A 14,566-nucleotide genomic window follows, 5' to 3' on the forward strand; every position below is an offset into this window, starting at 1 on the left:
AGGTCGGGCGGATCAATGGCCGTGGTAGCGAGCGCTGGCCCATTCCCACCAGAGGGCGTTCAGTTCGCAGTACGGTGCAATCCGCCCGGTGGTTTCGGCATACAGGTCATCCCGGTCGAGTTTCGAGGGGATGAAACCCAGGCTGCGCAGGTCTCGGTCGATCAGCGCTGCACTGCTGTCCAGCGCCTTGATCGGCTGGCGTTGGTAGGGGCGCGGGTCTTCACCGTAATACACCTTGGCCGGGCCGAAGGGTACGCCCTCAAGGCGGATATGACCGAGGTTGTTCAAATGGCCTTCAGCAATGCTGCCGTCGGCGAAGATCACCTTGTAGGCCGCGCCGGGAACCCCGCCCAGCTTGCCGTCGTCCAGGCTCAGCTCCAGCCAGTTGCTGGTGGCCGCCGGGTTGATCTGCTCCCGGCTGAGTTTGCCGGCATCGGTGGCCGCCGGATGGGTACTGACCGTACCGTGCTCGCGCAGGCTGTCGACGCGCCGCGACTGCGGTTTGCTGGTTTGCGCCGGGATGCGCAGGCTGCTGCCCGAAGCCTCGGCAGAGCTATTACGTTGCACCGCAAGCCACGGCATCAGGCGTTCGTCGATGCGTTCGATCAGATCGTCCAGGTGTTCGCCGGCCTGCTCCAGGTCGCTCAGCACCAGCGCCTGGCGTTGCTCATCGAGTGCCAGGAAGGTCGCACTGGCACATACCGCCATGATGATCTGCGCAAGCTCTGCACGCAGCACCTCGGCATTCAGGCTTTCTTCAAGCAGGGCATCCGGGCTGGTCTTCAGTTTGCAGTTGAGCAGCACATGGCGCAGCAAATCGTAAAGCTGCTCGGCGTGTTTTTGCGGGTCGCGATTGACCAGGCGCAGCACCCGCTTGAGCCCGTGGCCGGGGCCGGGTACCCAGCCGAGCAGGGCCAGGGCCAGGTCGAAATAGGCGTCGTCCTGCTCCTGAGCGTTGCCAGCAAGGTTCAGGGCCAGGATCGCCTCGACCGTGTCATAGGTGTTAAGGGCCTGGGCCAGGTGCGGGATGTTGCCGGCGTCGATGGCATCGGACAGGGTCACGCCGGCAGCCTTGATGTCGTAGGCGAAGTCATCGTCGCTGTCTTCGTCGTCCTCTTCGTCGATAACTTCTTCGTCCTCCTGCGGGTCTTCAGCGTCGCCCAGGCACTCCCAGCGTATGGCTTGGTAAACCGGCAGTTTGCGGGCGTGTTCGAGCAAGTCATGGGGGAAGATCACGTGCAGCAGTGCGCGGGTATCGATGCTGTAAAGCAGGGCCACGGCTGCGGCCTCGAACGACCAGTAGCCAACGTAGCCGCTTATATCGTCGCCATGGGTGTCGTACCAGCTGGCGTGCAGGAAGTGTTCGTACCATTGCTCGCAGTAGCCCTGCAGGCGGCTGGCCGCTTGCTCGGGGCTGGTGGCATAGATGGTTTGCACCAACGGCGTGGCGTAATCCTGGTACCACTCATCGACATCGTAACGGTCGGGCAGTACCCGGCTCAGCAGGTCTTCATAGAGGGTGTCTTGTTCGGCGTAGCCGCCGTTGTCCATCAGCGCGACGAAGCGTTCGAGCAGGTCGTGGCGGCCGAGCAGGATGCACAGGCTGATGACCTGCATGCATTCGTGATGCTCTTCGACATCGTCCAGATTCAGCGGGGCGACGTCTGGCGCCTCGGTGTAGACGGCCATCTTGTGTTGCAGCTGTTGGTACTCATCGATCAGCACCGCAAGCAAGGCGGGCAGGGTGTCGATAGAGACGCCAGCGGTGTAGCTGATCAGCACGTGGTCAAAGGCCCAGCCTTTCGTATGCCGGGCGCGGAACACTGCTTCCTGTTCATCGGAGTTGGCCTGCAGGCGATTGTCCTGCAAGAATGCCCGGGACTCCTGGTAGTTTTCCAGGAAGCGTTGGTAACGCTGCGGCGTAAGAAAATGCTGTCGCTTGTACATCTCATCCATCCCTGGGCGTTCGAGCGCGCAGGGTGCAGCAAGCGCGCTCGAAGTTCAACCGCCGCTCAGAACGAACGGACGATTTTGCCCAGGGTCTCCATGGCCTTTTCCGATTGCTCGGTCCAGGGGCTGCCATAGTTGAGGCGGATGCAGTTGCGAAAGCGCCGGGTCGGCGAAAAAATCGGCCCCGGGGCGATGCTGATGCCCTGGGCCAGGGCCATCTGGAACAGCTTGAGCGAGTCCATTTGCTCGGGCAGCTCCAGCCACAGGAAGTAACCGCCAGCTGGATGGCTGACCCGGGTCTGTGGCGGGAAATACCGGGCAATGGCCGCGAGCATCGCCGCCTGTTGTTCCTCCAGGGCGTAGCGCAGCCTGCGCAGGTGGCGGTCGTAGCCGCCGTGCTGCAGGTAGTCGGCAATCGCTGCCTGGGCCGGCATCGAGGCGCACAGCGAGGTCATCAGCTTCAGTCGTTCGATCTTCTGCGCATAACGCCCGGCGGCCACCCAGCCGATCCGGTAGCCGGGGGCCAGGCTCTTGGCGAACGAGCCGCAGTGCATCACCAGGCCGTCGGTGTCGAAGGCCTTGGCTGGTTTCGGTGCCTGCTGGGCGTAGTACAGCTCGGCGTAGACGTCGTCTTCGATCAACGGCACCTGATGCTCGCGCAAGAGCTCCACAAGCTGCTGTTTCTTCTCCTCCGGCATGCTTGCGCCTACCGGGTTCTGGAAGTTGGTCATGCACCACACGGCCTTGACCGGGTGCTTGGCCAGGGTCTGGGCCAGCACCCCGAGGTCGATGCCTTCGCGCGGGTGCACGGGGATTTCCACCGCCTTGAGCTTGAGCCGCTCGAGGATTTGCAGGCAGGCATAAAAAGCCGGTGCCTCGATGGCCACCAGGTCGCCCGGCTCGGTCACCGCCTGCAGGCACAGGTTCAGGGCCTCCAGTGCGCCGTTGGTGATCAGCAGTTCTTCCATGGGCAGCATCAGGCCGCCGACCATGTAGCGCAGGGCAATCTGCCGGCGCAGCTGCGGGTTGCCCGGCGACAGGTCGGTGACCACCATGCGCGGGTCCATCTCGCGGCTGGCGCTGGCCATGGAGCGGGCCAGGCGCGGCAGCGGGAACAGGTTGGGGCTGGGGAACGCCGAGCCGAAGGCCACGGTTTGCGGGTCCTTGATCGAGTCGAGAATCGAGAACACCAGCTCGCTGACATCCACCTCGGTGGACTCGCTGGCTTGCTCGATGATCTGCGGCTCGCTGAACTGACGCGGCGCGTGGGCGTTGACGAAGTAGCCCGAGCGCGGCCGCGCGCGGATCAGCCCGCGGCGCTCCAGCAGGTAATAGGCCTGGAACACCGTGGACGGGCTGACGCCGTGGGTCTGGCTGGCGTATCGCACCGACGGCACGCGCTGGCCGGGGCCCAGGACCCCGGAGCGAATCAGTTCGGCAATGTCGTCGGCGAATTTCTCGTAGCGTTTCATCATGGCTCGAAAGGTTTCGGATGCTCGGGCAGTGTATGGGATCAGCGGTTCAAAGGCGCGACAAAACGGCTGTGGGCGACGCTGCGGATGCCCGGTTCGTCGGTGTCGACCAGTTCGAAGCTGATGTCCTGGGAGCTGCTTTGCGGACGGTCGGCCAACATCGCCACCGACACCGGCAAGTCGCTCATTTCCCCGGCTGCCAGGCTGAACTCGGTCTTGCCGTGCAGTTCGAAGCCTTCGGCATCGAGCAGGCGCAGGCGATAGTGCTGGGCTTGCTGGGTCTTGTTGATGACCTTGAGGGTGTAGATGTTCTCGATTTGCCCGGCATTGTTCTCGCGGAACAGGCCACGGTCCTTGATCACGTCCATCGACACCATCGGCCGCTGCTGCAGGGCGATGACCAGGGCGCCAATCATTACCACCAGGGCGGTGACGTAACCGAGCAGGCGCGGCCGCAGCCAGTTGGTGGTCCCGCCTTGCAGGGTGTGTTCGGACTTGTAGCCGACCAGGCCGCGGGCGTAGCCCATCTTGTCCATGATCGAATCACAGGCATCGATACAGGCAGCGCAACCGATGCACTCCATCTGCAGGCCGTCACGGATGTCGATACCGGTCGGGCAGACCTGCACGCACATATGGCAATCGATGCAATCGCCCAGGCCTTTGGCCTTGTGGTCGACTTCCTTTTTGCGCGGGCCGCGGGACTCGCCACGGGCCGGGTCGTAGGCGACGGTCAGGGTGTCCTTGTCGAACATCACGCTCTGGAAACGCGCATACGGGCACATGTGCATGCACACCGCTTCACGCAGCCAGCCGGCGTTGATGTAGGTGGCGCCGGTGAAGAACAGAATCCAGAACAGGCTGACACCGCCCAGTTGCAGGGTGAACAGTTCCTCGGCCAGCGGGCGGATCGGGGTGAAATAGCCGACGAAGGTCAGCCCGGTGAGCAGGCTGATGCCCAGCCACAAGGTGTGCTTGGCCGAGCGCCGGGCCAGTTTGTTCAGGCTCCACGGCGCGGCATCCAGCTTGATGCGCTGGTTGCGTTCACCTTCGGTGACCTTTTCGCACCACATGAAGATCCAGGTCCAGGAACTCTGTGGGCAGGTATAGCCACACCAGACTCGGCCGGCGAACACGGTGATGGCAAACAGGCCGAAGGCGCAGATGATCAGCAAGGCCGAGAGCAGGATGAAATCCTGTGGCCAGAAAGTGGCGCCGAAAATGTGGAACTTGCTGTCGGCCAAGTCCCAAAGCACGGCCTGACGACCGTCCCAGTTCAACCAGACGGTGCCGAAGAACAGCAAAAACAGAAAACCCGCACCCGCCAGGCGCAGGTTACGAAACAAGCCGGTGAAACTACGGGTGTGGATCTGTCTGTCGCTGCTGGCAGGCTTCTTCTTGAAAGTGGAAGGCTCAGCAATTTCAACGATCTGGACGGGAATTCTATCGCTCATGGTTCGTCGCTCATCAGGCCTCGATCAGGCCAGAGCACTATGGCGCCCCATCTGTTTGCATAACAGGCTCAGCTATTTCGATAAAAACCGTATCAGATTTTCCGTAAAAAGCCTGCAGGCCTCAGATTATCGAGCCCTCCTCGGTGCTCTTGAGGTGCCTGCGACCATCCACCGCACCCGCTACAGTCAGGGCGTCGGCTTCTTGTTCAGTGATCGGTACGCGTTCGCCGTTGAGCTCGGCAACCGACATGCGCAGGGCTTCGTCGGTGACGATCCGCACCTGCGTGGCTTCGCCCTCGATGCGTGCGTTGTGATCGCCGATCAGGGTGCAGCGCTGGTTGGTCTGGTCAATTTCAATAGGCATGGCCGCTTCCTCGTTGCTGGGGTCCTATGTTTGGGACCGCGCGAGCGCACGGGATGCTGGCGGCAACCGATCAGCGGTCAGTGGCGCACTTGCAGGTGCGGCCGTTGTCCATCGAATAATCCCTCCTGCACGGACAAAGCCCATGGACGCCTGGTGGCATCAAGTCTGGATTACCCTGGTGGCGGAGTTTGCCGACATCACCGATGCCAAGCAGCTTACCCAGGTGACAGTGCGCCTGGTCATGGCCGCGCTGCTGGGTGCCATTCTCGGCTTTGAGCGCGAGCTCAAGGGCAAGGCCGCCGGGGTACGCACCCATATGCTGGTGGCCCTCGGCGCGGCGCTGTTCGTACTGGTGCCGCGCATGGCCGGGGCCGACGATGCGGCATTGAGCCGGGTGGTGCAGGGGATCGTCGCCGGGATCGGTTTTCTTGGCGCCGGGACCATTCTCAAGGGGCACGACCAGGACGTCAGCAATGTCAAAGGCCTGACCACCGCGGCGGGCCTGTGGATGACAGCGGCGATCGGCGTGGCAGCGGGCATGGGGCGTGAAGCTACGGCGGTGATCAGCACCGTGCTGGCCTTGCTGGTATTGGGGGTGATGCCGTTGGTGGTCAATCGCTTCGAGAAGGACGAGGACGAAAACGGTGAGGGCGGGAAGCACTGAGGGGAGCCTAAGCTCCCCTCAAAGATTGTTGCGTGCTCTCATTTTTGTTATTGGAGGGCGGCCTATTGTTGTTTTTGGTGACCGTTGCCTCTGCATCACTGGCGATCCCCATCCGGGATCAAGAGCAAACGTATTTTTTTGAGCGCTGATCTACCTTCATCATTGCTGATCCAACCGTGACCTGCGCTACCTTGGGGTAGTTTTATTGTTTTGTGTCCGGTTGCGGGGCAAGCCCCTGGAAAGCACATCCTCTCCAAAAAAATCTGTTAGCTGCGCCTCTGTCGTGTTGTTCTTGTTATGTCAGAGTCGTTTCGTCTTATTTTTATTGGGTATGTCGCACTTTTTATTGTTCTTGTACCTGAGATGTAGCAGGTGCCGTGCCAACTTTTTAAAACCCAATAAAATCAATGGTTTGAAGGTTTTATCAAAAAACGGTCCCGGGAAATTCTGTCGATTTGTTTCCGTGTTACCCGGAATTTCCCTGAAAAGTGCGGGCGCGGTAACACCCAGGGGGTGATTGGGCTGTTACCGCCTGTGTTCAGCGTGCGTTCCGCGCGCGTGCCACCCGCGAACCGGTGGTACGGCCGAGTACCGCACTGATACGCAAGCCCGCGGCAATCAAGCGCTCCAGGTCGATACCGGTGTCGATGCCCAGGCCCTGGAGCATGTACAGCACGTCTTCGCTGGCAACGTTACCGCTGGCGCCTTTGGCATAGGGGCAGCCGCCGAGGCCCGCAACAGAGCTGTCGAACACGCTGATGCCTTCGAGCAGGCTGGCATAGACGTTGGCCAGGGCCTGGCCATAGGTGTCATGAAAGTGCCCGGCCAGTTGCTCGCGTGGCACCTGGGCGCCGACCACTTCGAACAGGCGCCGGGTGGCCCCGGGGGTACCGGTGCCGATGGTGTCGCCCAGCGACACTTCATAGCAGCCCATGTCGTGCAGCTCGCGGGCCACCGGGGCGACCTGCTCGGCGCTGATCGTGCCTTCATAGGGGCAACCCAGCACGCAGGACACATAACCGCGCACCCGCACCCCGTGTTGACGCGCCGCTGCCATGATCGGCGCGAAGCGCTGCAGGCTGTCGCTGATCGAGCAGTTGATGTTGCGCTGGGAAAACGCCTCGGACGCCGCCGCGAACACGGCCACCTCCTTGACCCCGGCTGCCAGCGCATCTTCGAAGCCGCGCAGGTTCGGCGCCAGGGCTGCGTAGGTCACGCCACTGTGTTGCTGGATATTGGCGAACACCTCGGCGGAACCGGCCATCTGCGGCACCCACTTGGGCGAAACGAAGCTACCCACCTCGATGTACGACAGGCCGGCGGCGCTCAGGTCATCGACCAGCCGGACCTTGTCGGCCACGCTGATGGGCTGGGCTTCGTTCTGCAGGCCGTCGCGCGGGCCGACTTCGACCAGGCGGACTTTTTCAGGCAATGACATGGGCAGGGTTCCTCAGGGCTCAATGGCTGTTTTTCTGGTTGTTCAGGGTCGCGGCCAGGGCTTGCTCGCAGCGTTCCTCGGCTGTATCCAGCTCCAGTTGCATCTGCTGGATGTCGAGCAGTTGCTGTTCGAGTTGGGCACGGCGTTCGGCGATCTTCGCCAGCATGCTGTGCAACTGCTTCAGGTTGCCGCTGGAAGGGTCATAGAGCTCGATCAGCTCGCGGCATTCGGCCAGGGAAAAGCCAATGCGCTTGCCGCGCAGAATCAGCTTCAGGCTGACCTTGTCGCGGGCCGAGTAGACCCGTTCCAGGCCTCGGCGTTCCGGGCTGAGCAGGCCCTGTTCTTCATAGAAGCGGATCGCCCGGGTGGTAATGTCCAGCTCGCGGGACAGGTCGGAAATGCTGTAGGTCTGGCTGCTCATTGCTTGGCTCGGTAAAAGGGCATGGAGCTAAGCTAATTGCAGGTTGACGTATACGTCAAGCAGGGATTGGCAGGGCTATGCCCTGCATCGCCGGCAACGCCGGCTCCCACAATGGCTCTGTGTTCACTGCAACGGCACCTCAGCCTTGGCCGCCCGCTCATCCTGCGCCACCACGCCCTGGCACAGCTCGATGATCTGTTCGCGCATCCAGCGGTTGGCCGGGTCCTGGTCGGTGCTTTCGTGCCAATACAGATGGGTTTCCAGTGGCGGTACATCCACCGGCAGGCTGACATGGTTGAGCTGGTGGCGACGGGCGAAACGCTCCGGAACGGTCATGACCATGTCGGTCTGCTGCAGCACCTGGGAAGCCATCAGGTAATGCTGGGAGCGCAGGGCAATCTTGCGCTGCACGCCCATCTTGCCCAGGGCCAGGTCGACATAACCCAGGCCGTTGCGCCGGCTGGAGATATGAATGTGGGTCATGCCCAGGTAGTCGTCCAGGCTGAGCGGGTCCTTGAACAGCGGATGGCCCTGGCGCATGGCGCAGACGTAACGGTCCTGCATCAGTTTGACGTGGCGCACCTGCGGGTCGGTGTTGAGCGGCGCATCGACGGCAAAGTCCAGGCGCCCGGCGGCCAGTTCCTTGGTGGTTTCCCGGCGCTTGCACAAAAAGCTTTCGATCGCCACCGCCGGCGCCAGGCGGCGCAGGCGCTGGAACAGCAGCGGCAAGATCACCGCCTCGGTGAGGTCGGTCATGCTGATGCGAAAGGTCTTGTTGGCCTGCAGCGGGTTGAAGATGCGGCTCTCCTGCACCGACACGCGCAGCAGCGAGAGGGCATTGCGCACCGGGCCGATGATGTTTTGCGCCATCGGCGTGGGCACCATGCCCTGGGCGGTGCGCACGAACAGCGGGTCATTGAAGGTTTCGCGCAGGCGCGCCAGGGCGTTGGACACCGCCGGCTGGGTAATGCCGACAATCTGCCCGGCCCGGGTCAGGTTGGCTTCGGTGTAGATGGCATCGAAGACGATGAACAGATTCAGGTCGACCTTGCTCAGGTTCATGGGCGCTGCTCTTATTGGTGTTATTCGTGGATCATATATCGGTTATGAATGTTTATACACGCTGAGAATAGACTAGGTGGATTTTGCCTGCTGATCTAGGATCGATATCAGATCCCTTTTCTACTGAAGGTACTGCCCATGGATTTCGCCTATTCACCCAAGGTCCAGGCGCTGCGTGAACGTGTCACGGCGTTCATGGAGGCCTATGTCTATCCCGCCGAAGCGGTGTTCGAGCGCCAGGTTGCCGAAGGCGATCGCTGGCAGCCGACGGCGATCATGGAAGAGCTCAAGGCCAAGGCCAAGGCCGAGGGCTTGTGGAACCTGTTTCTGCCCGAGTCGGAGCTGGGCGCGGGCCTGACCAACCTCGAGTATGCCCCCCTGGCGGAAATCATGGGCCGCTCGCTGCTCGGCCCCGAGCCGTTCAACTGCTCGGCGCCGGACACCGGCAACATGGAAGTGCTGGTGCGTTACGCCAATGAAGCACAGAAGCGCCAATGGCTTGAGCCGCTGCTGCGTGGTGATATCCGCTCGGCGTTCGCCATGACCGAACCCGATGTGGCTTCATCCGATGCTACCAATATGGCCGCCCGCGCCGTGCGCGACGGTGACGAGTGGGTGATCAATGGTCGTAAGTGGTGGACTTCCGGGGCCTGCGATCCGCGCTGCAAGATCATGATCTTCATGGGCCTGAGCAACCCGGAAGGCCCGCGTCACCAGCAGCATTCGATGATCCTGGTGCCCACCGACACTCCCGGGGTGAAGATCGTGCGCCCGCTGCCGGTGTTCGGCTACGACGACGCGCCCCATGGCCATGCCGAAGTGCTGTTCGAGAACGTGCGCGTGCCTTACGAGAACGTGCTGCTCGGCGAGGGCCGCGGTTTCGAGATCGCCCAGGGGCGCCTTGGCCCGGGGCGCATCCACCACTGCATGCGCTCGATCGGCATGGCGGAACGTGCCCTGGAACTGATGTGCAAGCGCTCGGTGGAACGTACCGCCTTCGGCCGGCCGTTGGCGCGCCTGGGTGGCAACGTCGACAAGATTGCCGACTCGAGGATGGAAATCGACATGGCCCGGCTGCTGACCCTCAAGGCCGCGTACATGATGGACACCGTCGGCAACAAGGTCGCCCGCAGCGAAATCGCCCAGATCAAGGTGGTGGCACCGAACGTGGCCCTCAAGGTCATCGACCGGGCAATCCAGATCCATGGCGGCGCCGGCGTCTCGGCTGATTTCCCGCTGGCCTACATGTACGCCATGCAGCGCACCCTGCGCCTGGCCGACGGCCCGGACGAAGTGCACCGCGCGGCGATCGGCAAGTACGAGATCGGCAAGTACGTGCCCAGGGAACTGCTCCGTAGCGGTCACTGATGCTTGCCGCGCAAGCCCGTCTCTTTTCCTGGGGCGGGCTTGCCCCGCGAACGGGTCGAGTACAGTGAACACAACACCCCAGCGCTAAGCAGGGCAATGGTCACCCCCAGCGACAGCATCGGCGGCACGGCACCGATCAGGCCGTGGTAGAAAATCTTGCCGCCGATGAACACCAGCACCAGCGCCAAGGCGTACTTGAGGTAAATAAAGCGGTGCATCAGCGCCGCCAGGGCAAAGTACAGCGCCCGCAACCCGAGAATGGCGAAGATGTTCGAGGTGTAGACAATGAACGGGTCCTGGGTGATGGCAAAGATTGCCGGCACGCTGTCGACGGCGAACACCAGGTCGGCCAGCTCGATCAGTACCAGGGCCAGGAACAGCGGCGTGGCATAGCGCAGCGCCTTGCTCTGCCCGGCCGGGGTGATGTGCACGAAAAAACGCGGGCCGTGCAGCTCGTCGGTGACCCGCAGGTGTCGGCGGACGAATTTGAGCACCGGATTGTTCGCCAGGTCCGGGTGGGGTTCTGTGCCGGAGAACAGCATTTTCACTCCCGTGCACAGCAGGAAGGCACCGAACACATAGAGGATCCAGTCGAACTCCTGCACCAGCGCACTGCCCAGGCCAATCATGATCGCCCGCAGCACCACTACCCCGAGAATGCCCCAGAACAGCACCCGGTGCTGGTAGCGGCGGGGGATGGCGAAGAAGCTGAAGATCATTGCCATGACGAACACGTTGTCCATCGACAACGACTGCTCGATGAGAAAGCCGGTATAGAATTCCAGGGCCTTCTGCGCGCCCAGCTCGAACCACAGCCATACGCCGAACAGCACGCCAACGCTGAAGTAGCCGGCATACAGCAGCAGGCTTTCGCGCATTTCGATTTCGTGCAATTTGCGGTGCAGTACGCCCAGGTCCAGCACCAGCAGGGTCAGGACGATGCCGAGAAAGGCCAGCCAGAACCACAGGCTGGTGCCGAGGAAGTCGTTATCGAGAAATACCTGTAGAGCTGCCATGAGCCCCTCCTTGATGTCGACGTTGCTGAGCAACAGTGACTCCGACATGGCGGCTTGGCAGCCGTCAGAGGGGCCCGGCGTCACTAAGGACAAGCCTAGCCCCGGGGAGGGTGAGCGCCCAATCGAGCCTGTAACAATTGTTTGCCCAGGCCAGCCTTCGGCAGCTCAGTAGACCCACACCTCGACGCGGCGATTGCGGATCCGCCCTTGTTCGGCGGTGTTGGCCGCCACCGGCAGTTCATCGCCCAGGCCGATGATCTCGCGCAGTTCAACGCCGCTGCGGGCCAGTTCCCGACGCACCGCCATGGCTCGCAGCCGCGAGAGCAGGGCGGCGCGCTGCGGGTCATCCTTGGCATCGCCAAACCCCACCAGCACCACCTTGTTGGCCAGCTTGTGCTGCGCCTGCAGGTACTGGACCACCCGTTGCACATCGCGCAGGGCCTTGTTGTCGAGGCTGGCGTTGCCCTCCTGGAAGCGAAAATTCACCGACAGGCGCCGGGCATCGCTGGCCAGGTCAAGGTAGCGGCGGGGCATCTCCTTGCGTGGCTGTACCTTGATGCTCTGCACCTGCTGGCCGACGAAGCCGTTATGGGTAACGATGGCCTGGCCCTGGGCGCTTTGGGCGAACTCGACCAGGGCGCGGGCCAGTGGATTGGCCTGACCGGGCGGCAGATAAAAGAACAACCGTCGCGACAGCGGATAGTCTTCGCTGGCCACCAGGGCCGGTGTCGGCAGCATGGCCTGGGACGCACCGTCGGCAATCGCCACGACCTTGGCGCCATGCACCGTGGCCAGGCTGCTGAAGCCGATGGCCTGGCGATCGCCGAGCACCTGGCTGGCCAGTTGCTCGGCCGATTCGAAGCGCCGGGCAGTGTCGGCCAGGGGGTGTTGTGCCGGGTCGAGCACCAGGGCCTTGAAGGTTTCGAAGGTCCCGGAGCGGTCATCGCGGGCGTACAGGTTGATGGGGCCGCTGCCGATACCCAATTGCTCCCAATTGCGGATTTGCCCGGAAAAAACCTGTGCCAGCTGGACAGTGGTCAGCTGCGGCAACGGGTTGTCGGGGTGGACGATCACCGCGACACCATCCAGGGCAATGACCTGCTCGGCGGCGGCACTGTTGAGGTCACCCAGGGCTTGCAGCTCGCTCAGCTCAACCGGCTTGATCGGACGGGAGGAGGCAGCCAGTTCCGCCTGGCCGGACTTGAGTGCGGTAAAACCGGTACTGGATCCGTGGGCGGCGATATCGATGCGCAAGGCCTGGCCGTTACTGTCTCGGGCACGGACCTGGCGTTCGTTGGCGGCGTCGCCACTGACGATGCTGATGGCACTGGCGCCTTGTTGCTCGAGCAAGCCTGTGACCAGCGCCGGTGCCAACGCGGCACCGATGGTGTTGGAGCCCTGGATACGCAATTGCGCCTGCGGGGCAGCGGCGCCAATCAGCGGGAACAGGCAAAGCACAAGCAGGGAGAGGTGGCGCAACATGCCGTCTGGCACTCATGGGCAAAGGGTGTGCCGGGAGATTAAGACGGAAGGGTGACCAAAAGATGACAGCGTTTTTGCCAACCTGCGCCCAATCCTGTGGGAGCCGGCTTGCCGGCGATGCTTTTCCACGGCTGATACCGTGCTTGGCCAGCCGGGTCTCATCGCTGGCAAGCTGCTCCCACAGGGGCTGCGTCTGAACTAGCCCAGCTCAAGCCAGATCGGCGCGTGGTCCGAAGGTTTTTCCATCCCGCGCAGGTCATAGTCGACCCCGGCATCCTTGATCCGTGGCAGCAGCCCCTGGGAGGCCATGATCAGGTCGATGCGCAGGCCGCGTTTGGGCTCGTCTTCAAAGCCGCGGCTGCGGTAGTCGAACCAGCTGAAACGGTCAGCCACTTCCGGGTGCAGGTGGCGGAAGCTGTCGACCAGGCCCCAGCTCTTCAGACGCGCCATCCACTCGCGCTCTTCCGGCAGGAAGCTGCATTTGCCGGTCTTCAGCCAGCGCTTGGCGTTGTCGGCGCCGATGCCAATGTCGCAGTCTTCCGGCGAAATGTTCACATCCCCCATCACCAGCAACGGCTGGTCGTTCTGGAACTGGGTCTCGAGCAGTGTCTGCAGGTCGCTGTAAAAGCGCTGCTTGGCCGGGAACTTGGTTGGGTGGTCGCGGCTCTCGCCCTGGGGAAAGTAGCCGTTCATGATGGTGATCGGGGTGCCATCGGCATCAGCGAAGGTGCCCCAGATGAAGCGTCGCTGGGCTTCTTCTTCATCGGTGCTGAAGCCCTTGTGCAGGCTCAGTGGCGCCTGGCGCGAGAGCAGGGCGACGCCGTAGTGGCCCTTCTGGCCATGAAAGTGCACGTGGTAGCCCAGAGCCTGGACCTCAGCGAGCGGGAACTGCTCGTCGCTGACTTTGGTTTCCTGCAGGCCGATGACGTCGGGCTGGTGCTTTTCGATCAACGCCGCCAACTGGTGGGGCCGGGCACGCAGGCCATTGATGTTGAACGAGACGATCTTCATGGGCAGCACAATCCTGGTAAAACCCAGGATCCTAGCCGACATCGGCGACGTCGGCCAGCATGGCGATCCACTCGAGAGGTTGCTAACCTGTGGCACGAGGTGAACGTTGGCACCCCGCACACCTCAAAGGCAATGAATGCCCATTTCCGGAGGTTTGCCAGCATGCCCGAATCGACTGCCGCACCGGCTGAAGTCCGTCTGCTCGATGGCGGCTACAGCCGCGAGGCGCGCTCCCTGTTGTATCACGCCTATCGCCACGAACCGACCTTTGCCTTTCTGTTCGAGGCCCAGCGTCCCGGGTTCGACCAGCGTATTCGCGCCACCGTGCGCGAGCGGGTCAAGCAGCATTTTCTCCAGGATTTACCCGCCATTGGCCTGCTGGTTGAAGACCGCTTGATCGGCATCGCCCTGATTGCCCCGCCGCAGCGGCGCCTGGGCATCACCGAAAGCTGGGCCTGGCGCATGCGCATGGTGCTCAGCACCGGGTTTCGCTGTACCCGCCGCTACCTGGATTACCAGGCTGCGCTGGCGGCCTGTCTGCCCAGTGACGCGGTGCATGTACTGCCGCTGCTGGGGATCCACCCGCAGTTTCAGGGCAAGCACTACGGCGAACAGTTGTTACAGGCTGTGCACGACTGGTGTGCCGTGGATGAGCATTCCCAAGGCGTGGTGCTGGACACCGGCAACGAGCACTACCTGGCGTTTTACCAGCGTCAGGGCTACCAGGAAATTGGCGAGATCGCTGTAGGCCCGGTCCGCGAACACGTGTTCTTTCACCCCAATCCGCAGTCGTCACAGCAGGTATCGGCCTGAATTGCGTAGCAGTGAGGAAAACCTCGGGCTCCATGCTGCCGCCAAGCTCTG

Annotated in this window: 13 protein-coding genes; 3 read left to right on the plus strand and 10 right to left on the minus strand. The window is 62.5% G+C overall.

All coding sequences use genetic code 11. The features are described 5' to 3' along the window. Window positions 1-12 precede the first annotated feature (12 nt). The 4 genes from BV82_RS09790 to BV82_RS09805 all read right to left on the minus strand — a co-directional run bounded on the left by BV82_RS09790 (window position 13) and on the right by BV82_RS09805 (window position 5,240). Window positions 13-1,947 carry a PoNe immunity protein domain-containing protein gene (locus BV82_RS09790; RefSeq protein ID WP_244993536.1) on the minus strand — a complete coding sequence of 645 codons (1,935 nt, stop codon included), beginning with the start codon at window positions 1,945-1,947 and terminating at the stop codon, window positions 13-15. A 65-nt stretch (window positions 1,948-2,012) separates the two neighbouring features. Then, window positions 2,013-3,422: a GntR family transcriptional regulator MpaR gene (gene mapR / locus BV82_RS09795; RefSeq protein WP_010226541.1), complete on the minus strand. Its 1,410-nt coding sequence runs from the start codon at window positions 3,420-3,422 to the stop codon at window positions 2,013-2,015. A gap of 41 nt (window positions 3,423-3,463) precedes the next feature. Continuing rightward, a complete protein-coding gene (ccoG, locus tag BV82_RS09800) occupies window positions 3,464-4,876 on the minus strand; it encodes a cytochrome c oxidase accessory protein CcoG (RefSeq protein WP_010226540.1) in 1,413 nt (470 codons plus the stop codon). 121 nt (window positions 4,877-4,997) lie between these two features. Next, a complete protein-coding gene (locus tag BV82_RS09805) occupies window positions 4,998-5,240 on the minus strand; it encodes a DUF3203 family protein (RefSeq protein ID WP_010226539.1) in 243 nt (80 codons plus the stop codon). Window positions 5,241-5,382: 142 nt separating this feature from the next. Between BV82_RS09805 and BV82_RS09810 the strand changes: the two genes are divergently transcribed. Next, on the plus strand, window positions 5,383-5,904 hold the full coding sequence (locus tag BV82_RS09810) for an MgtC/SapB family protein (protein ID WP_010226538.1): 522 nt from the start codon (window positions 5,383-5,385) through the stop codon (window positions 5,902-5,904). A 538-nt stretch (window positions 5,905-6,442) separates the two neighbouring features. On the opposite strand, the gene BV82_RS09815 is transcribed toward BV82_RS09810, so the two are convergent. From BV82_RS09815 to BV82_RS09825, 3 genes are all read right to left on the minus strand, one after another. Continuing rightward, window positions 6,443-7,342, minus strand: a complete 900-nt coding sequence (locus tag BV82_RS09815) for a hydroxymethylglutaryl-CoA lyase (RefSeq protein ID WP_010226536.1) — start codon at window positions 7,340-7,342, stop codon at window positions 6,443-6,445. 19 nt (window positions 7,343-7,361) lie between these two features. After that, window positions 7,362-7,763: a MerR family transcriptional regulator gene (locus tag BV82_RS09820; RefSeq protein ID WP_010226535.1), complete on the minus strand. Its 402-nt coding sequence runs from the start codon at window positions 7,761-7,763 to the stop codon at window positions 7,362-7,364. Between the two features lie 123 nt (window positions 7,764-7,886). After that, complete coding sequence (locus tag BV82_RS09825) at window positions 7,887-8,825, minus strand: LysR family transcriptional regulator (protein WP_036994511.1); 939 nt, start codon at window positions 8,823-8,825, stop codon at window positions 7,887-7,889. Window positions 8,826-8,963: 138 nt separating this feature from the next. Between BV82_RS09825 and BV82_RS09830 the strand changes: the two genes are divergently transcribed. Beyond that, complete coding sequence (locus BV82_RS09830) at window positions 8,964-10,193, plus strand: acyl-CoA dehydrogenase (RefSeq protein WP_010220430.1); 1,230 nt, start codon at window positions 8,964-8,966, stop codon at window positions 10,191-10,193. On the opposite strand, the gene BV82_RS09835 is transcribed toward BV82_RS09830, so the two are convergent. The 3 genes from BV82_RS09835 to xthA all read right to left on the minus strand — a co-directional run bounded on the left by BV82_RS09835 (window position 10,187) and on the right by xthA (window position 13,702). Then, entirely contained in the window at window positions 10,187-11,209 is a 1,023-nt protein-coding gene (locus tag BV82_RS09835; protein ID WP_036994516.1) for a TerC family protein, read from the minus strand. The two genes, BV82_RS09830 and BV82_RS09835, sit on opposite strands and share 7 nt — an antisense overlap. Before the next feature lie 165 nt (window positions 11,210-11,374). Continuing rightward, window positions 11,375-12,691 (minus strand): substrate-binding domain-containing protein, encoded by a 1,317-nt coding sequence (locus BV82_RS09840; protein ID WP_010220428.1) that lies wholly within the window; start codon window positions 12,689-12,691, stop codon window positions 11,375-11,377. 198 nt (window positions 12,692-12,889) lie between these two features. Next, a complete protein-coding gene (gene xthA / locus BV82_RS09845; RefSeq protein ID WP_010220427.1) occupies window positions 12,890-13,702 on the minus strand; it encodes an exodeoxyribonuclease III in 813 nt (270 codons plus the stop codon). A 162-nt stretch (window positions 13,703-13,864) separates the two neighbouring features. Between xthA and BV82_RS09850 the strand changes: the two genes are divergently transcribed. After that, complete coding sequence (locus BV82_RS09850; RefSeq protein WP_010220426.1) at window positions 13,865-14,515, plus strand: GNAT family N-acetyltransferase; 651 nt, start codon at window positions 13,865-13,867, stop codon at window positions 14,513-14,515. Window positions 14,516-14,566: the final 51 nt, after the last annotated feature.

It is taken from the genome of Pseudomonas donghuensis (assembly GCF_000696345.2).
GTDB lineage: Bacteria > Pseudomonadota > Gammaproteobacteria > Pseudomonadales > Pseudomonadaceae > Aquipseudomonas > Aquipseudomonas donghuensis.